The organism is Streptomyces sp. NBC_01750 (assembly GCF_035918095.1).
Lineage (GTDB): Bacteria > Actinomycetota > Actinomycetes > Streptomycetales > Streptomycetaceae > Streptomyces.
Genome location: NZ_CP109137.1, coordinates 4,881,459 through 4,899,704 on the forward strand (window position 1 = coordinate 4,881,459; position 18,246 = coordinate 4,899,704).

General features: G+C 70.0%; 15 protein-coding genes and 1 pseudogene. 8 read left to right on the plus strand and 8 right to left on the minus strand.

Features of this window, described 5'->3' with window-relative positions; translation table 11 throughout:
- The first annotated feature begins 151 nt into the window (after positions 1-151).
- From OG966_RS22060 to OG966_RS22070, 3 genes are all read left to right on the plus strand, one after another.
- The gene (locus OG966_RS22060) at positions 152-1,510 is read left to right on the plus strand and encodes a sensor histidine kinase (protein ID WP_326651496.1); all 1,359 of its coding nucleotides are present in this window, start codon (positions 152-154) and stop codon (positions 1,508-1,510) included.
- Positions 1,507-2,166: a response regulator transcription factor gene (locus tag OG966_RS22065; RefSeq protein ID WP_326651497.1), complete on the plus strand. Its 660-nt coding sequence runs from the start codon at positions 1,507-1,509 to the stop codon at positions 2,164-2,166. The genes OG966_RS22060 and OG966_RS22065 overlap by 4 nt, the downstream gene beginning before the upstream one ends.
- A 144-nt stretch (positions 2,167-2,310) precedes the next feature.
- Positions 2,311-3,513, plus strand: a complete 1,203-nt coding sequence (locus tag OG966_RS22070) for a cytochrome P450 (protein WP_326651498.1) — start codon at positions 2,311-2,313, stop codon at positions 3,511-3,513.
- Positions 3,514-3,538: 25 nt separating this feature from the next.
- Here OG966_RS22070 and OG966_RS22075 read toward each other — a convergent pair whose 3' ends face one another.
- Positions 3,539-5,161, minus strand: a complete 1,623-nt coding sequence (locus tag OG966_RS22075) for an ABC transporter permease (protein WP_326651499.1) — start codon at positions 5,159-5,161, stop codon at positions 3,539-3,541.
- Positions 5,158-6,066, minus strand: coding sequence for an ABC transporter ATP-binding protein (locus OG966_RS22080; RefSeq protein WP_326651500.1), 909 nt, complete (start codon positions 6,064-6,066; stop codon positions 5,158-5,160). The genes OG966_RS22075 and OG966_RS22080 overlap by 4 nt, the downstream gene beginning before the upstream one ends.
- 101 nt (positions 6,067-6,167) lie before the next feature.
- Here OG966_RS22080 and OG966_RS22085 point away from each other — a divergent pair, with 101 nt between their 5' ends.
- Complete coding sequence (locus OG966_RS22085; RefSeq protein ID WP_326651501.1) at positions 6,168-6,668, plus strand: GbsR/MarR family transcriptional regulator; 501 nt, start codon at positions 6,168-6,170, stop codon at positions 6,666-6,668.
- A gap of 110 nt (positions 6,669-6,778) precedes the next feature.
- On the opposite strand, the gene OG966_RS22090 is transcribed toward OG966_RS22085, so the two are convergent.
- Positions 6,779-7,600 carry a diacylglycerol kinase family protein gene (locus OG966_RS22090; RefSeq protein WP_326651502.1) on the minus strand — a complete coding sequence of 274 codons (822 nt, stop codon included), beginning with the start codon at positions 7,598-7,600 and terminating at the stop codon, positions 6,779-6,781.
- A 153-nt stretch (positions 7,601-7,753) separates the two neighbouring features.
- Between OG966_RS22090 and OG966_RS22095 the strand changes: the two genes are divergently transcribed.
- On the plus strand, positions 7,754-9,037 hold the full coding sequence (locus OG966_RS22095) for an adenylosuccinate synthase (protein ID WP_326651503.1): 1,284 nt from the start codon (positions 7,754-7,756) through the stop codon (positions 9,035-9,037).
- Between the two features lie 207 nt (positions 9,038-9,244).
- Positions 9,245-10,969: a serine/threonine-protein kinase gene (locus OG966_RS22100; RefSeq protein WP_326651504.1), complete on the plus strand. Its 1,725-nt coding sequence runs from the start codon at positions 9,245-9,247 to the stop codon at positions 10,967-10,969.
- Positions 10,970-11,034: 65 nt separating this feature from the next.
- Here the strand turns inward: OG966_RS22100 and OG966_RS22105 are convergent, their stop codons facing one another.
- From OG966_RS22105 to OG966_RS22125, 5 genes and pseudogenes are all read right to left on the minus strand, one after another.
- Positions 11,035-13,203, minus strand: coding sequence for a serine/threonine protein kinase (locus OG966_RS22105; RefSeq protein ID WP_326651505.1), 2,169 nt, complete (start codon positions 13,201-13,203; stop codon positions 11,035-11,037).
- Positions 13,204-13,268: 65 nt separating this feature from the next.
- Positions 13,269-13,724, minus strand: a pseudogene (locus OG966_RS22110) (phosphate ABC transporter substrate-binding protein); the annotation flags it as partial.
- 113 nt (positions 13,725-13,837) lie between these two features.
- Entirely contained in the window at positions 13,838-15,211 is a 1,374-nt protein-coding gene (locus OG966_RS22115) for a cytochrome P450 (RefSeq protein WP_326651506.1), read from the minus strand.
- Between the two features lie 20 nt (positions 15,212-15,231).
- On the minus strand, positions 15,232-15,468 hold the full coding sequence (locus OG966_RS22120; protein ID WP_326651507.1) for a DUF397 domain-containing protein: 237 nt from the start codon (positions 15,466-15,468) through the stop codon (positions 15,232-15,234).
- Complete coding sequence (locus tag OG966_RS22125; RefSeq protein ID WP_326651508.1) at positions 15,465-16,301, minus strand: helix-turn-helix domain-containing protein; 837 nt, start codon at positions 16,299-16,301, stop codon at positions 15,465-15,467. Before OG966_RS22125 ends, OG966_RS22120 begins: the two co-directional genes overlap by 4 nt.
- Before the next feature lie 228 nt (positions 16,302-16,529).
- Here OG966_RS22125 and OG966_RS22130 point away from each other — a divergent pair, with 228 nt between their 5' ends.
- Positions 16,530-16,865 carry a hypothetical protein gene (locus OG966_RS22130; RefSeq protein WP_406731320.1) on the plus strand — a complete coding sequence of 112 codons (336 nt, stop codon included), beginning with the start codon at positions 16,530-16,532 and terminating at the stop codon, positions 16,863-16,865.
- A 111-nt stretch (positions 16,866-16,976) separates the two neighbouring features.
- Positions 16,977-18,224, plus strand: coding sequence for a hypothetical protein (locus tag OG966_RS22135; protein ID WP_326651510.1), 1,248 nt, complete (start codon positions 16,977-16,979; stop codon positions 18,222-18,224).
- Positions 18,225-18,246: the final 22 nt, after the last annotated feature.

Genomic DNA, 18,246 nt, shown 5'->3' on the forward strand with positions numbered 1-18,246 from the left:
CCGGCCGTACCGCCGTCGACACCGTGGAGAGGGCCGGGGCGCCGGCGCGGAGCTTCGCCGAGCGGACGGCCGATCACGCGGACACCTTCCGTTCCTCGTCACACGCGGTGAGCAGGTAGTACTCAGGACGGACGCGGCAGAATCCGTAGCGATGCTGACGACCGCGTCCGTCCTTCCGCTTACCGTTCTGTACGTGACCGAGAAGACCCGCAGCCCCGAGTACCGCCTGGCCTTGGGCGCGCTGAGCGGCCTCCGCCAGGACCTGTTCCATGACGCCCTCGCCTACCGCCCGTTGTACCCGATGCGGACGGACGGGCCGCTCACCCGCCGTCTCCCCGGCCGGATACGCGACGGCGCCGCCTGGATACCGCACGCCGCCGTGGTCGTCCTGGCGATGTTCGTGCTGTCCATGGCGTACTTCTCCGGTGACAGCGGGGGGGCCGGGGCGGAGTTTGTACTGACAGGATTCATCCCGGCGGCCGCAGTGCTGATGACCCTGGTCAGGCCGGTCGGCGCATGGTGGCTCTCGCTGCTCAGCACCCCCGTGGTCGCCGTCCTCGCCGGCTACTGGGACGGCTGGCCGTGGACGCCCAGCGGCTTCCTCTCGCATCTGACGGTGCTGACGGTGGTCGCGATGCGGACCCGTCCGCGTGCCGCAGGCTGGATGTGGGCGCTGACGGCGGCATACGGCTTCTTCGCCGAGGTCGGTCTCAGCGGTCGGTACGGCGGCTCCGACACTCCTCAGATGCTCTTCGTCGCCGCCCTCGCGCTGCTGGTGGTGACCGTGCTGCACGTCCGCCGCGAGGCGAGGCAGGAGGTCGCGGCGCAGCAGACCGTGACAGCCGTCGAGCGCGACAAGCGCACGCTGCTGGAGGAGCGCACCACCATTGCCCGCGAACTGCACGATGTCGTCGCCCACCACATGTCGGTGGTCGCGATCCAGGCGGAGGCCGCGCCGTACCGCGTGGAGAATCCGCCGCCCGAGCTGGAGAAGGCCTTCGCCACCATCCGCGAGAACGCGGTGGCCGCGCTGACCGAACTGCGCCGGGTCCTCGGTGTCGTACGGGCGGAGGACTACCAGGCCCCCGACGCGCCGCAGCCGGTGCTCGCCGATATCGAGAACCTGCTCTCCAACGTCCGCGAGGCGGGTCTGGACGTGGAGAAGACGGTCACGGGCGCGGTCCGCGCTCTGCCGCAGGGCGTCGAGCTGTCGGCGTACAGGATCGTCCAGGAGGCGCTCAGCAACGCGCTGCGCCACGCGCCGGGTTCGACGGCGAAGGTCGAGATCTCCTACGTCCTCGGCGGCCTCGGTCTGCGGATTGCCAACACCGCCGCACGGAGCCTGGTCAAGCCCTCGCCGGGCGCCGGCCACGGCATCACGGGCATGCGGGAACGTGTGACGATGCTGGGCGGCGAGATGACCGCGGAGTCCACGGAGGAGGGCGGCTACGAGGTGATCGCCTTCATTCCCGTCACCGCGACCGAGACCGCCTCCGAGGAGACCTCATGACGATCCGCGTCCTTATCGTCGACGACCAGATGATGGTCCGGGAGGGTTTCTCGGTCCTGCTGAACGCGATGCCCGACATCGAGGTGATCGGCGAGGCCGTGAACGGCCGCGAGGCGGTCACCAAGGTCGCCGAGCTCGCGCCCGATGTCGTGCTGATGGACATCCGTATGCCGGAGCTGAACGGTATCGAGGCGACCCGCGAGATCGTCGCGGCGCACAGCGAGTCCAAGGTCCTGGTGCTGACGACCTTCGACCTCGACGAGTACGTGTACCAGGCGCTGCGCGCGGGAGCCTCCGGCTTCCTGCTGAAGGACGCCTCCGCCCGCCAACTGGCAGACGGGGTAAGGGTGGTGGCGGCGGGCGAGGCGCTGCTGGCCCCGACAGTGACGCGCCGCCTGATCACGGAGTTCTCGAAGCTCTCGCAGAACCCGCGGCCGCCGGCGCTGGCGCAGGTCGGCGATCTGACGGAGCGCGAGACGGAGGTGCTGGTGCTGATCGCGCAGGGTCTGTCGAACGCGGAGATCGCCTCGCATCTGGTGGTGGCGGAGTCCACGATCAAGACGCATGTGAGCCGGGTGCTGGTGAAGCTGGGGCTGCGGGACCGCACGCAGGCGGCGGTGTTCGCGTACGAGGCGCGACTGGTGACCCCGAGCTGATCAAGCCCCTCCGGCGTTTGAGGAGCGGGGCTTGGGGCGGAGCCCCGACAAGGGCCTCGTGGGGGTCCCCCGGACTGGGGGAGATTGAGGCGCGGTGTCCGGGGTGGAGCCCCGGGCACGGGAGGCGACCGGTAGCGTCGGTCCATGGCCGCCTTCGACCCCTGGTCACCCGCATTCGTCGCCGACCCCTACCCGGCCTATGCCGAGCTCCGCTCCCGCGGCCGGGTGCACTACTACGAGCCCACCCGCCAGTGGCTCGTCCCGCACCATGCCGACGTCTCCGCGCTGCTGCGCGACCGGCGGCTCGGGCGGACCTATCTGCACCGTTTCACGCACGAGGAGTTCGGCCGTACGGCACCTCCGGCCGCGCACGAGCCGTTCCACACGCTCAACGACAGCGGGATGCTCGATCTCGAGGCGCCCGACCACACCCGGATCCGGCGGCTGGTCTCCAAGGCCTTCACACCGCGTACCGTCGAATCGCTCGTGCCCACCGTGCGCAGACTCGCGGACGAGCTCGTCGCGGGGCTCAAGGACGCCGGCGGAGGCGATCTGCTCGCCGAGGTCGCCGAGCCGCTGCCCGTCGCCGTCATCGCGGAGATGCTCGGTATCCCGGCTGCCGACCGCGCACTGCTGCGGCCCTGGTCGGCCGGCATCTGCGGGATGTACGAGCTGAATCCGTCCGAGGAGACCGCCGACCGCGCCGTCACGGCCTCGCTCGAATTCAGCGCGTATCTACGGAAGTTGATCACCGAGAGGCGCAGCTCGCCCGGCAGCGACCTGATCTCCGCGCTCATCGCCGCGTACGAGGAGGGCGACCGGCTCAGTGAGCAGGAGATGATCTCGACCTGTGTGCTACTGCTGAACGCGGGTCACGAGGCGACGGTCAACACCACCGCCAACGGCTGGTGGACGCTCTTTCGCCACCCAGCGCAGCTCGCCGCTCTCCACGCCGACCACACGCTCCTGTCCACAGCTGTGGAGGAGCTGATGCGGTACGACACCCCGCTCCAGATGTTCGAGCGCTGGGTGCTCGACGACATCGAGATCGACGGAACGGTCATCCCGCGCGGCTCCGAACTCGCCCTGCTCTTCGGCTCGGCCAACCGCGACCCGGAGAGGTTCGCCCACCCGGACACTCTTGACCTCGCCCGCGCCGACAACCCTCATGTCAGCTTCGGCGGCGGCATCCACTACTGCCTCGGCGCACCGCTCGCCCGTATCGAACTGGCCGCGTCCTTCGGAGAGTTGCTCCGCCGGGTACCGACGATGCGGCTCGCCGCCGAGCCGGAGTGGAAGCCGGGCTATGTCATCCGCGGTGTCAAGGAACTGCTGGTCGAGCTTTGATGCCCGCCCCCCGGGGTGGGCAGGGTCAGGTCTGCATGTCCCTCCTGCGCAGACCTCCGAGTCCCGCCGCCACCAGTGCCGCCGCCGCGACGGTCAGCAGCAGCACCGGTGTCCAGGCCATCTCTTGGCCCGGCAGCTTCGGCAGGTGGCTGAACGGCGACAGGTTCATCACCGCCCCGGGCAGGTCCAGCGCCGGGCCGATCCAGCCCAGTGCGAGGCAGATCCCGACCACCGCCCAAGAAGCCGGGGCCGCCTTCGGGAAGAGCCCGTACAGCGCCACCGCGAGCCCGCCCAGCAGCCAGACCGCCGGCAGTTCGACCAGGACCGCGCCCATGATCGGGCCGAACTCCTCGCCGTGGCCGATCGTCAGCCCCAGACCGGCCATGACCATGATCACGACCGCGCCGCCGAAGGCGATGACCAGGTGGCCCGCCGCCCAGGCGAGCCGGCCGACCGCGTTCGCCAGGACCGGCTCGGCGCGCTGTGAAGTCTCCTCGCCGTGCAGCCGCAGCACGGACGCGACCGTGTACAGCGCGGCGATCATGCCGAACATGCCGATCATCGCCGCAAGGAAGGCCTCGGTCATACCGGTCTGCCCGCCCATCCGCTCGAAGATCTCCCGCGCACCCTCGTTGTCGCCGACCAGGTCCGCCGCGCCCTCGGCCATCCCGCCGAAGACGATCCCGGCCAGGAAGAACCCGACGACCCAGCCGAGAACGCTGCCGCGCTGGAGCCGCCGTGCGAGCCCGGCCGCGGTGGCGATCCTGCCTTCCGCGGGCCCGGGGCGGGTCGGCAGGAAGCTCATGCCGAGATCGCGCCGTCCGGCCAGTACATAGGCGACGGCACCCTGGGCGACGACCGCGGCCGCGAGGAGCGGCAGGACCCACCAGCGCTCGTTCGCGTACGGCCGCACGTTCTCCGCCCAGCCGAGCGGCGAGAGCCAGGTCAGTACGGACGAGCCGTCGTCTCCGGAGGCGTCGCCCGCAGCCCGCAGGACGAACGCGACGCCGAGCACGGCGGCCGTGAGGCCCTTGGCGAGCCGGGCGCTCTCGGTGAGCTGCGCCATGATCGCCGCCATGCCCGCGAAGAGCATGCCGATCGCGCCGATGGTGAGCCCGACCGCGAGCGCGCCGGAACCGGAGCCGGTCGGTCCGGAGAGCCCGGCGGTGATGATCAGCGTCAGCACCGCATTGGCGACGAACGCCGTCAGCAGCGCCGAGGTCAGCGGGGCCCGCCGGCCCACCATCGCGGAGGACAGCAGTTCCTGACGGCCGGTCTCCTCCTCTTCCCTGGTGTGCCGGACGACGATGACCAGGCTCATCACTGCCGCCAGTACGGCCACGAAGCCGGCGAAGCGCCAGGCGACAAGGCCGCCGAGGGAGTCGCTGAAGACCGGTCCGTACATCGCGCGCAACGAGCCGTTGGTGGACAGGGACTCGGCCAGGTCGGCGCGCTTCGCGGCGGTGTCGTACAGGCTCTCCAGCGAGCCGGAGCCGCTGGTGATGACGGCCCCGAGCGCCAGGACCCAGACCGGCATCATCAGCCGGTCGCGGCGCAGGGCGAGTCTCAACAGCGTGCCTGTACCAGCGAGTTGACGCGTTCCGCCGGTGCGCGGGGCGAACCCGGTGGCATGGGCCACGGCGGTCATCGCGACATCGCCTCTTCGGGCGCGTAGTGACGGAGGAAGAGCTCTTCGAGCGTGGGCGGTGTGCTGATCAGCGAGCGGATCCCGGACTCGGTGAGCGAGCGCAGCACCGCGTCCAGCTTGTCGGTGTCGACCTGGAGTCTGACGCGTCTGCCCTGTACGTCGAGGTCGTGCACGCCGGGCAGCCGGGCAAGGCCGTTCGGCGCCCCGGCGAGCTCCGCCGTGACGCTCGTACGCGTCAGATGCCGAAGCTCCGCGAGCGAACCGGTCTCGACGGTCCGGCCCTTGCGGATGATGCTGACCCGGTCGCAGAGGGTCTCGACCTCGCTGAGGAGGTGCGAGGAGAGCAGGATGGTCCGGCCGCGGTCCCGTTCGTCCTCGACGCAGCCCTGGAAGACCTCTTCCATCAGCGGGTCGAGTCCGGAGGTCGGCTCGTCGAGGATCAGCAGATCCACGTCGGACGCGAAGGCGGCGACCAGGGCGACCTTCTGGCGGTTGCCTTTGGAGTACGTACGCCCCTTCTTGGTGGGGTCGAGTTCGAACCGCCCGATGAGGTCCGCGCGTCGCGCCTTGTCGAGGCCGCCGCGCAGCCGGCCGTAGAGGTCGATGACCTCTCCGCCGGAGAGGTTCCGCCACAGGGTCACGTCCCCCGGTACGTAGGCGACGCGGCGGTGGAGCTCGACCGCGTCGTTCCACGGATCCCCGCCGAGCAGCCGGGCCGCGCCGGAGTCGGCGCGCAGCAGTCCGAGGAGGACCCGGATGGTGGTGGACTTCCCGGCGCCGTTGGGGCCGAGGAAGCCGTGGACCTCACCGGTCTCGACGGCGAGGTCGAGGCCGTCCAGTGCCTGCGTCCGCCCGAACGCCTTGTGCAGTCCGGCTACTTCAATGGCGAGGTTTGCCTTGGTCATGTTTCAGAACGTACAGTACTTTCACGAACTTGTGAAGTTAAGGAAGCGTATAAAGTCGACGAGCCACGGTGGACGAGGGGACCAGGGGAGACGATGAGGCCATGAGCGGCGAAAACGGCTCGACGGGGCGGGCCGGTGACGAGGCCGTCTCGCGCTTTGTGGAGCGATTCGCGGCGGAGCTGACCGAAGCGGGTATGCAGCGGATGGCCTCGCGGGTCTTCGCGGCGCTGCTGTCGTCGGAGAAGGGCAGCATGACCTCCGCGGAGCTGGCGGAACAGCTCCGGATCAGTCCGGCCGCGGTCTCGGGTGCGATCAGGTACCTCAACCAGGTCAACATGGTCAGCCGCGAACGCGACCCGGGCTCGCGCCGTGACCGCTACGTCCTGCACAACGAGCTCTGGTACGAGACCTTCACCCGCCGCGACCAGTTGCTGACCCGCTGGGAGAAGGCCCTGCGCGACGGCGCGGAGACGCTGGGCCCCCAGACGGCGGCGGGCAGGCGGGTGGCGGAGACGGCGGAGTTCTTCGAGTTCCTGCAGGGCGAGATGTCGGGCCTGATGGAACGCTGGCGCGTGTATCGCGAGGCGCGGGGTATGGCCTGAGAGCTGTCCCCTCGCAGTGCGGGGACGGGCCTGAGATCAAGCCCGTCCCGGCAGTTGAGGACGCACCGGCGGGCCGGGCCGGCCCTCAGCGGCCCGCCCCCGTCACCGCACTACCCTCCCGAAGCCACCGCCGTCGACGGCAGCGTCAACCCCCACGCCCCTGGCCGCAGCGTCCATGTCCGCGTCCGGACCGGGCCCGTGATCAGCGCGTCCGCCCGGTAGCGGAAGTCCGCCCCGGACACGGTCACCGTCAGAGCCCGCGCCGTGACCGGCTCCGTGTCCGTGCCGTGCCGGACGACCACCTCCGCCCGGCCGCCGCCCGCGCGCACCGTCACGTCCTCCACCAGCCGGTCGAGATCCGTCAGCAGCACTCCGTCCGCCTCCACCCGCAGCCGGTGCGTACGGACCACCGGCACCGGCGGCGCCGGGTGGACCAGGGTGCGGACCAGTGAGCGGCAGGTGTGCCACACCGAAGCGCCGTTCGCCGAGGCGCCCGACGCCGCCCGCGCCGCCGGGATCGACAGATCCCCCAGCACCACTCCGTCGCTCTCGTCCACCAGCAGATCAAGACGCCGTACGGTCCCGTCCAGCACCGCCCGCGCCGCCGCCACCGGGCCCCGCGGCACGCCCAGCGCGTGCGCGAGTTCTACGGAAGTGCCCACCGGGATCAGCGCCAGCGCCCCGTCGCCCAGCCAGCGGTCCCGGTGCAGCAGGGCCACCGCCCGCAGCAGGGCACGGTCGTCACCGATCACCACAGGCCGCCGCGAGCCCCTGCGGGCCAGCGCCCGCGCGAATTCCTCCGGACCCTCGGGAAGGCAGATCTTCGCCTCCGCGCCGCCACACAGCACATCTTTCGCGATCCGCACGGACTCGCCGTCACTTCGGCGGGCGACCGGGTCGATGACCACCAGTAGCTGGTCGTGAGCCGACACCTCGGTCCTTCCTCGGGTAGCATCTTTGTGCAAGAGCCCCTTGCGCTATTGCGCCAGGGGCTTCGTCTATTCCGGGGCAACCGGTCCGAAGACTCAGGCACGGCTCAGGCCCCCTGACCTTGGTCTTGCCCCGCCCGGAAGGGGTGTACGCCTGTGCCCGCACTTGTGCTGCTCGGTGCTCAGTGGGGTGACGAGGGCAAGGGAAAGGCCACCGACCTGCTCGGTGGATCAGTGGATTATGTAGTGCGCTATCAGGGCGGCAACAATGCCGGCCACACGGTTGTCGTGGGCGACCAGAAGTATGCGCTCCATCTGCTCCCTTCCGGAATCCTCTCGCCGGGATGTACTCCGGTCATCGGCAACGGCGTCGTTGTCGACCCGGCCGTCCTGCTCTCCGAGCTGAGCGGGCTGAACGACCGCGGCATCGACACGAGCAAGCTGCTGATCAGCGGAAATGCCCACCTGATCACTCCGTACAACGTCATTGTCGACAAGGTGACGGAACGGTTCCTCGGGAAGCGGAAGATCGGCACGACCGGCCGCGGAATCGGCCCGACGTACGCGGACAAGATCAACCGCGTCGGCATCCGCGTCCAGGACCTCTACGACGAGTCGATCCTGGAGCAGAAGGTCGAGGCGGCGCTGGAGTCCAAGAACCAGCTCCTCGCAAAGGTCTACAACCGCCGCGCGATCGAGGCCGACAAGATCGTCGAGGAGATGCTCCAGTACGCGGAGCAGCTCAAGCCGTACGTCGCGGACACGACGCTGATCCTGAACGATGCCATCGACGAGGGCAAGGTCGTCCTCTTCGAGGGCGGCCAGGGCACGCTCCTCGACGTCGACCACGGCACGTACCCCTTCGTCACCTCCTCCAACCCGACCGCGGGCGGCGCCTGCACGGGCGCAGGCGTGGGCCCGACGAAGATCAGCAGGGTCATCGGCATCCTCAAGGCGTACACGACCCGCGTCGGCGCGGGCCCGTTCCCGACGGAGCTCCTCGACGAGGACGGCGAGGCGCTGCGCCGCATCGGCGGCGAGCGTGGCGTGACCACCGGCCGTGACCGTCGCTGCGGCTGGTTCGACGCGGTCATCGCGCGGTACGCGACCCGGGTCAACGGCCTGACCGACTTCTTCCTCACCAAGCTGGACGTGCTGACCGGCTGGGAGCAGATCCCGGTGTGTGTGGCGTACGAGATCGACGGCAAGCGCGTCGAGGAGCTCCCGTACTCCCAGACCGACTTCCACCACGCGAAGCCGATTTACGAGATGCTGCCGGGCTGGTCCGAGGACATCACCAAGGCGAAGACCTTCGCCGACCTGCCGAAGAACGCGCAGGCCTATGTGAAGGCGCTGGAGGAGATGTCGGGCGCGCCGATCTCGGCGATCGGTGTCGGCCCCGGCCGGACCGAGACGATCGAGATCAACTCGTTCCTCTAGTACGGCTTACGGACAGGGGTGCCCCGCATGGTGCGGGGCACCCCTGTCGCGTCGGCGTTGCGCCAGGTCAGCTCGGTAATGAACGGCCCGGCGCCTTCGGCGGGTCCCCGGTGCGGCCCACGCACGCCGGCGTCGGGCGCGTCGGCCGGGTAACGATGGAGGCACCTGCGCGGGGTCGTGTCACCGGCACCTCATAGGCTCCCGCCCATGAGCGACGGGGAATCCGGCAGACGGGTCATCGACGGGCGCTTCGAGCTGGAGGCACGGCTCGGTGGCGGCGGTATGGGCATGGTGTGGCGAGCGCGCGATCTGGCGCTGGACCGGGCCGTGGCCCTCAAGGAGGTGCGGCCGCCCGATCCCGGGCTCGCCGAGCACGACCCCGAGGCCGCGGCGATTCTGCGGGAGAGGGTGCTGCGGGAGGCGCGGGCACTCGCCCGGGTCAACCATCCCCATGTGGTGACCATCCACCACGTGGTGGACGGTGCCCAGCACGCCTACCCGTGGCTCGTCATGGAGCTGGTGACCGGCGGATCGCTCCAGGACCGGCTGGACAAGGGGCCGATGACGCCGGTCGAGGCGGCCAGGATGGGGCGCGACGTGCTGGCCGCACTGCGGGCCGCGCACGACGTCGGCATCCAGCACCGTGACGTGAAGCCCGCCAATGTCCTGATGCGGCCCGACGGGCGCCCCGTCCTCACCGACTTCGGCATCGCGGCGATCCGTGAGTCGACCTCGCTGACCATGACCGGCTCGATCATCGGCACGCCCGACTACATGGCGCCCGAGCGTATCTCCGGCGACGACGGCGGCCCGGGCTCGGACCTGTGGTCCCTGGCGATGATGCTGTACGTCGCCGTCGAGGGGAACCATCCGCTGCGCAGGGGGTCGACGCTGGCGACCTTGGCCGCCGTGCTCAAAGAGGAGCTTCCGCCTCCGCGCCGGGCGGGTGCGCTGGCAGGGGTACTGGCCGCCGTTCTCGTCAAGGACCCGGCCGCGCGGCCCGACCCGGAGACCGTCGACCGGATGCTCGCGGAGGCGGCTCAGGGTGAGGTAAGCATTCCGAGCGGGACAGGCGCGACCACGTCGTACCGGCTGACGCCCCCGCCGGGACCGGCGACCCCGCCGCCGGCATCGCCCGGATTCGGGCCGCCGATGGGCTTCGGACCCGCGACTCCGCATGGTGGCGTGCCGGGCCCCATGGGGCCGCCGACCCCCTACCCGGCGGGCCCTACACGTCGGACGCTGCACCGGACGGGCGCCCGTGCGAAGCGCCGGACTGCACTCGCGATCGCGTCGGCCGTCGTCGGGCCCGTGCTGACCGGGGTCCTGGTGTGGTCCCTGGTGCCGCACGCCGACGAGCTGTTCGGCAGCGACACGGGGTCGCAGTCCTCCGCCGGCTCCTCTGCCAACAGCTCACGGACGCCGACTCCCACTCCCACCCCCACTCCCACGTCCAAGCCGTCGAGGGCCGCAGTCAGGACGGACCTGCTGACACCGGACGGCATTCGCGCGGCCATCAAGGAACTGAAGGCGGAGACGGGCACCGACCAGGTGGGCCGCTTCGTCGTGTACCCGGAGTACATTTCCGTCGAAGCGATGGTCAAGGGCAGCAGGACCAAGTACGACAGCTACAGCTACCGGGCCGGCGAAGGCGTCACGCAGGACTCGATGAAGGGCACGCTGTCGGGAGGCGATCTCCCGGTCAGCATGGACGCATTCGACTGGGACGTCCTCCCCGCCCTGATGCGCAAGGCGGAGAAGGAACTGAACGTGAAGAACCCGACCACGCGCTACCTCGTGATCCGGCAGCCCAACGACCTGTTCGACACCCCGGCCGGTATTGGCGTCTACCTGGGCGACGACTACGACAGCGGCTACCTGGACGCCGACCCCAAGGGCAAGGTGACCCGGGTCATGCCGGCCGGAAGCTGACGCGCGGGCCGGCGGCCGACCGGGGCGCTCTGCGTTCTTGCAGACCCGTTCTTGCAGACCCTTTCTTACGGACGCCGGTACTCGCGCGGCGAGTTGCCCGTGTCGAGGAAGGACCGGTTCAGCGTGCTGCCGCTCACCGTCAGGACCGACGATCCGGCCGCCGCGCAGTCGCCGCTCACCACCAGGGAAGGACCGATCACGACGCGGTCCGCCGCCGAGAACAGCTCGGACTTCGACAGACACGTGCCGCCGTCCTGTGTGGTGGTGAAGGTGACGACCTGGCTGCCCACGGCACCCTGCGAGACGGTCAACCGCTGCACACCGGCGGATCCGGTCAGTTGTCGCTCCCAGGAGCCCAGGAAGCCGTCCCGTATCCGGTCGGAGCCGGCCTTGTGCAGCGTTGCGCTACGGCCGCCGCTCGCGGTCCACGCGAGCGTGCCGTCGGAGCGCGCTGTCAGGGTCTGCTCGCCGATCGCTGAACACTTCCCGGCGGGAGTGCTGACGGTGACACCGGTGTCGACGCGGATCGAACCACCGCTTGCCGCAAGCAGTTTGCCGGTGCCCTTGCACAGATAGCTCTCGCCCACGCTGATGCTCGCGACGACAGTGTCGCCGACCTTGCCGGGGGAGAGGGTGATCCGGCGCTGCGAGCCGGTGTCCGCGCCGTCGCGGTCGACGCTGCCGATCCATGCCCCGGCGTACGCGGCGGGCAGCGCGGCCGGTCCACCGGCTTTCCCAGGCTTTCCCGGCTTCTTGCCCGCCGGGTTCTTGGACGAAGGTTCCTTCGCGTCGTCGCTCGCGCCGCTCCCGGGCCCGGGCGACGACAGCCACTCCTTGTCCTTGCCCCGTCCGGCCGCGTCAGGCGCTCCGTTGGACGACCCGACGCCGCCTCCCGGCCGGCCGGCGACCGTGTCGCCGTCCCCGCGCAGCAGAGCGACGGCGGTGAAGGCCGAGCCCAGCAGTGCTGCCACGGCCACACCGGCGATCACTACTGTCCGCCAGGAGCGCTTCCGCGCCTCGGGGCCGGTACCGACGGTGTCGGATGCGTCGGGGGCCGCGAGGTGGCCCTGTACCCAGGAGCCGTAGGGGGCGGCGGCCGAGGGGCTTCCGGGCACGCCGCCAGGAGCCGCGGGCGCGGGGTCGCCGGAGGCCTGGGGCCACGGGGGCGTGGCATCCGACCGCGGAGTGCCGGGGGTGTTGGGAGTGCCGGGAGTGCCGGGAGTGCCAGGGGCGCCCGGGATGCCGGGAGTTCCAGAGGTTCCGGGCGTGCCCGGAGACGGCGGGGTGCCGTACGCCACCCGGCCGGCATCCGGTGACGGCGGGGTCGGCACGGCGCCCCTCGTCGGCGTATCGGCGTCCAGCAGCGACACTGCGTGCTGCCCGAGTTCGGCGATCAGCGCCGCGGGCAGCCAGGGTGCGGCCGGATCGGCAGGGCGGGTGCGCTCCACGATCTGCTCCGGCGTCGGCCGCCCTGCCGGATCCTTGGCCAGACAGTCCGCGATCAGCTGCCGCAACTCCCCGTCCACGCCGTTCAGATCGGGCTCCGCGCTCACGATACGGAACATGATGGAGTGGATCCCGGTGTCGGAACGCCCGAAAGGCAGCCGCCCGGTCGCCGCGTACGCCAGCACCGAGCCCAGCGAGAACACATCACAGGCAGGACCGACCCGCTCGCCCTGGATCTGCTCGGGCGACATATAGCCCGGCGACCCCACCACCACGCCGGTCTGGGTCAGTTCCTCGGACGCGTACTCCAGCGCGCGTGCGATGCCGAAGTCGATGACCCGAGGACCGGCGATCGTGACCAGTACGTTGGACGGCTTCAGGTCCCGGTGGACGAGACCGGCCCCGTGCACGCTCCGCAGCGCGCCGGCCAGACCGTACGCCAGTGTCCGCACCGACTCCTGGGGCAGCGGCCGCTCCCGCACGATGTGCAGCAACGAGGGCCCGGCGATGTACCCGGTCGCCACCCACGGCTCCGCCGCCTCGGTGTCCGCGTCCAGTACGGGTGCGGTCCACTCCCCGCCGACCCGGCGCGCGGCGGCCACCTCCTGCCGGAACCGGCCGCGGAACTCCGGCTTCCCGGCGAGCTCGGCCTTGATCAGCTTGACCGCGACCGTACGGCCGCCCGCGGAACGGGCCAGGTAGACCCGGCCCATACCGCCCTCGCCGAGGCGGCCGAGCAGACGGTATTCACCTATGGAGGGCGGATCCTGGGGCGCGAGGTGTTCCATGCGCCGAAGATTACGCAGTCGGCGTGGCGAGCCCGCGTTCGGGATTCACGCACCGGTGACGACGGTCAGTCCTCGCCACAGATCCGCAGCCCCCTCGGCGTCGCGCACGGCAGATGTCCGTGTGTACGGATGACGTCCTGGCCGCTGCCCCGGCTCATATAGCTGAGGAAGCTGGAGGCGAGTGAGTCGGCGGGCGGCTGGCCGTAGGTGTACGCGTACTCGATCTCCCGGTACGGGTACGCGCTCTTGCCGATGTCGTCGACGGACGGGGCGTCGCCCGCGATGGAGAGGCGGTGCACACCCTTGAGCGGAGTCCCGGAGCGCAGTTCGCTGTAGCCGATGGCGCCCGGCAGCCGGGCGACCGTGGCCAGCACCTGTTCCGTGGAGTCGAGTTCGCAGCGTACGACCGGGGCCCCGGGGTCATCCTTCCGCTCGCAGTCGCGGGAGGAGTTGGCGGGCTCGTTCCGTTGCGGCACGCGGCGGGCGGCCTTCCGTCGAGTGGCCGCGCGGCCGGCCCGTGCTGACGCGAGCGCCCTCGCGGTACCGCGGCACAGGCATCCGGACGATCCGGATCGTCCGGTAGTACGCGGCGCGGGGCCCGGATCGCGTCCGGGCCCCGCGCCTTCGCGTCAGATCAGTGCGCGCCGCCCACGTGGCGCAGCACGCACCGTGCCGGGCCCGTCGCGCGCAGGGTGATCCCGGTATCCACCGGGACATCGACGTCGATGGCGTCCAGCTCGAACTCCCGCAGGATCATCGCCAGCGCCAGCACCGACTCCAGCATCGAGAAGTGCTGACCGAAGCACGCCCGCGGCCCGCCGCCGAACGGGAACCACGCATACCGCGGCCGCCCGTTCTCCCGCTCCGGCGTGAACCGTTCCGGGTCGAAGCGCTCCGGCTCGTCCCAGTACCGGGGATGCCGGTGCGTCACCCACGGCGCGACGATCACATCCGCGCCGGCCGGGATCGTGTGCCCCCCGATCTCCGTCGCCGCGACCGCCCGGCGGCCGATGACAGGACCCGGCGGGTAGAGGCGCAGCGCCTCCTTCAGCACCTGTGTCAGATACGGGAGTGCCTCGAGATCCGCGGCCCCCGGGGTTCGTCCGCTCAGTACGCGTACCACCTCCTCCCGCGCCCGCGCCTGCTGCTCGGGGTGGCGGGCCAGCAGGTGCAGTGCGAACGCGAGCGACGTGGCCGTTGTGTCATGCCCCGCGAGCAGGAACACCAGCACCTGGTCGCGGATCTCGGACGCGTCGAGGGTCCCGTCCTCCGCGCTCTCGGCCTGGGAGAGGAGCGTCAGCAGGTCCTCGCCCTGTGCCGCCTTCCCCTCCGCGCGCCGCTTCTCGATGATCCCGTCGCACACCGCGTACAGATCGCCCATCGTGGCCGTGGCCCGCCGGTTGGCCGGAGTCGGCCAGCTGCGCGGGAAGTTGGCGGGGGAGTAGCCGCGGGCGAGCGTGTACTCCCCGATGATCGGGAAGCATCGCTCCACGACGTCGACCGCCGCCTCGACGTCCGTGCCGAACAGAATGCGGGCGACCGCCCGCAGCGTGAGCCGGGTCGTCTCGGCGACGACGTCCACCGTGGCGTCGGGGGCGCTGCGCCAGGTGGAGAGCAGCGCGGCGGTTTCGGCGGTTACGGCGTCGGCGTAGCCGTCGACCCGTCGTCGGGTGAACAGCGGCTGTACGAGCCGCCGCTGCCGGAGGTAGTCGTCGTCCTGGCTGGTCAGCAGGCCGTTGCCGAACGACTCCCGGACCTCCTGGTAAAAGGCGTTGTCCTTGCGGAAGTTGGCCGATTCCGTCGCCAGCACCTGCTGGGCGCCCTCCGCGGAGAACACCGCGTACAGCTCGATTCGCAGCCCGGGCGGGCCCGCGGTGAACCTGACGACGTCTCCGTGCTCGCGCTGTGCGCTGAGGTAGGTGCCGAGCGAGTCGCGCTTGAGCTCGAACATCGAGCCAAGTAACGGCAGACCCGCCGGACCCGGTACTGCTGTGCCCGTCTTCGTCATGGCTTCTCCTACGTACGGGTTCAGCTTGCCCAGTCGAGGAAGTTCGTCCAGGTGGTGGGAGCGACGGCGAAGGTGGGTCCGTCGGCCCGCTTGGAGTCGCGGATGTGGATGGTGCGGGGGCAGGCGGCGACCTCGACGCAGTCGCCGGTTCCGTCGCTGCTGTACGAGGACTTGCGCCAGTCGAAGGCGACTTCGATGCAGCTGCCGCCACCGCTGTCGCTGTAGCTGGACTTGAACCAGCGCAGGCTGTTGCTCATCTCTGCTCTCCTGCCAACCGCTCGATGAGGCCCAGCGATTCACGGGGATCCAGGGCCTGTGCCCGGATCCTCGCATACCGCTGGGTCAACGTACTCACCTTTCCCGGCTCCTTGATCAGCAGGCTCTCGCCCTGGATTTCCAGGAAGACCAAGCGGTCATGCTCCGGGCTCTCCACCAGCTCCATCCCACCGCGGTCGCCTGCGTATTCTCCGCTGAGCCCAGCGTCCAGCGGCAACACCTGAAGCGTCACGTTACGCCGCCGCGCGCACTCCGCAAGGTGCCGCAGCTGGCCCCGCATGACCTCCTCGCTGCCGATCGTCCGCCGTAACACCGACTCCTCCAGGATCAGCTCGATCAGCGCCACCGGCTCCCGCTCGAACAGCGCCCTGCGCGCCATCCGCGCCTCGACCAGCTCCTCCACCCGCTCCTCGGACAACGGCGGATAACCCCCGCCGATCAGCGCCCGCGCATACTCCTCCGTCTGGAACAGCCCGTGCACGACCAGCGTCGCGTACAGACAAAGCCCCACCGCCTTCTGCTCCAGCAGCGCGTAGTCCTTGAACTGCGCCGGGTACTTGTCCAGCCGTACGTATGTCCTCGCCTCCTCGAAGATCCCCGTCCCGCCCCCGAGCACCCTCTCCAGCTCCACCAGCATCTGGTCGCTCGCGGGCTGCGCGCAGGTCTCCATCGCGCTCACCGCCGCGCCCGTGAAGCCCATCTCGTTTCCCAGCTGCTCCTGCGTCAGTCCTTTCTGGACGCGCATATTGCGCGCGACATTCGCCACCAGACGCGTCGCGGGACCCGCCGTTTCCTTGTTTTCCGCACGTGCCATTTACGATCACCGCTTCGACTCAACCGGACTCAACCGGTCTCAACCAGTCCCCGCCGAATTCGACCCGCCTCAAAGGGAGCTCGAGCAGGTCAACGTATGCCGGACCCCTCGTCCCGGTCCTGGAAAACGCTAGCCAAGGTCACCCAGACTGTCCTTGTGGATACGCAAAGTCGCGAAGTAAACCTCGATTGGATTCCGGCTTCGGGATTCCAGCTCCGTAAGGCGGGCGTGCAATTCGACGCCATCCGCGTCGACGACGAAGACGGCCGCCGCCTCGCCGATCTCCTGGAGAGGATGACCGGGGGTGACCCCGGGCCCGTCGTCATCGAGGCGCACGGGAGGCGGTCCGTGTACTTCCTCGTACCGGCCGGGACGACGTCGCACCGAGCCTGGCCGCGAGGTGTGACCCGGCTCAACTCGGGTCACGCTCACGTGAGTTATATCCCGGTGCCTGCCCTCAAAGGCCGCACCTGGCCGCTGTCCTGGCGGTTCCCGCCCACTGGTGCCGGTCGATTCGTGCACCCTCTTCTGCTCTGCAACGCCGCGTCCGTGCTGCTCGGTTGACCCCATCGGCGTCCGGGACGTGTCCCGGACGCGCGGAACCGGGACAGCCAGCCGCCACCATCTCTAGCGTCCATCCCCATGGACACAACACGGAGGACAATTCTTCGGGGCATGGCCGCGGCCCCACTCGTGGCGACGGCCGGCGGGCTTCTGGTACCCGCGACGGCGCACGCGGCCGTCGCGGCCGAATTGCCAGGAGTCAGGCTCTGGATACGCACGGGAAAGGACCCGGAGGGTGGCGGCGCTTCCTACCCCGACGCCATCAAGGGGCTGCTCGATGTGGAAAGGCTTCCCCATGCCCCTGTCAGCCAGGTAATGGAGGATCTCAACAGGTCGGGCACATACCGGCGAAGGCCGGACTGGCCACGGCGGAATTCACCCGACGTGGCGCGCACGTTCACCTGGCGGCGTGACGACTTCACCACCCGGGACTGGCGGCCCCAAGGCATCACCACCGACTACGACGGCCACGGAACCGGCGGAAATGTGGTGCTGGTCTCCTGGTACACGATGAACAGGGCCGCTCATCAGGCCGCGCGCATCAGCTTTGTGGATGTGAGCGGCACGTCCCGTCCGATGTACCGGCATGTGCTGCTGGTCGAGCCGTACCGGACCGGGAGCGGACGGTACAGCTTCCGGCCCGTGACAAAGCATGTCGGGGGAATCGCCTGGTACAAGGACCGGCTGTACGTCGTGGACACCAAGTACGGTCTGCGGGTGTTCAACCTGGACCAGATGTTCCAGGTGTCGACCGGCGGCCCTGCGATGAGCCACTGCGGGCTCCACAGCGACAATCGCTACTACGGCTACGGCTGCAAGTACGTCCTGCCGCAGAGCCGCGGGTACGACGACATCGAGGCCGAGATCGACAGGATGCGCTATTCCCAGGTGTCCGTCGACCGTACGACCGGGCCGTACCACACGCTGCTGGTGAGCGAGTTCGTCGACAAGGGCTCGGCATCGGCGCAGGCGCGGGCGGTGCGGTTCGAGGTCGAGCGCGACCATGGGGCGCTGCGGCATGTCGATCCCGCGACACAGTCGGTGCTCTCGCAGAAGACGTACCGGATCACCAATGGGAAGCAGATCCAGGGCGCGGTCAGCGTGAACGAGAGGTTCTACGTCTCCCGCAGTGACGGCCCGTCCGAGTACGGCTACCTGCGGACGGGCCGGGCGGCCGCCACCGATCTGACCGTGCGGACGAGCGGCAGGGTGGTGCGGGGGCCGGAGGATCTGTCCTACGCACGAACCGGCGGGCAAGGACTCCTGTGGTCGCTCGGCGAGTATGCGGTCGGCGACCAGGACCCGGGCGAGCCGCGGTCCCGCTACAACAGCCGCTACGTGTACGCCATCAGACTCTGAACCGCATGGTCAGCGCCGGCCA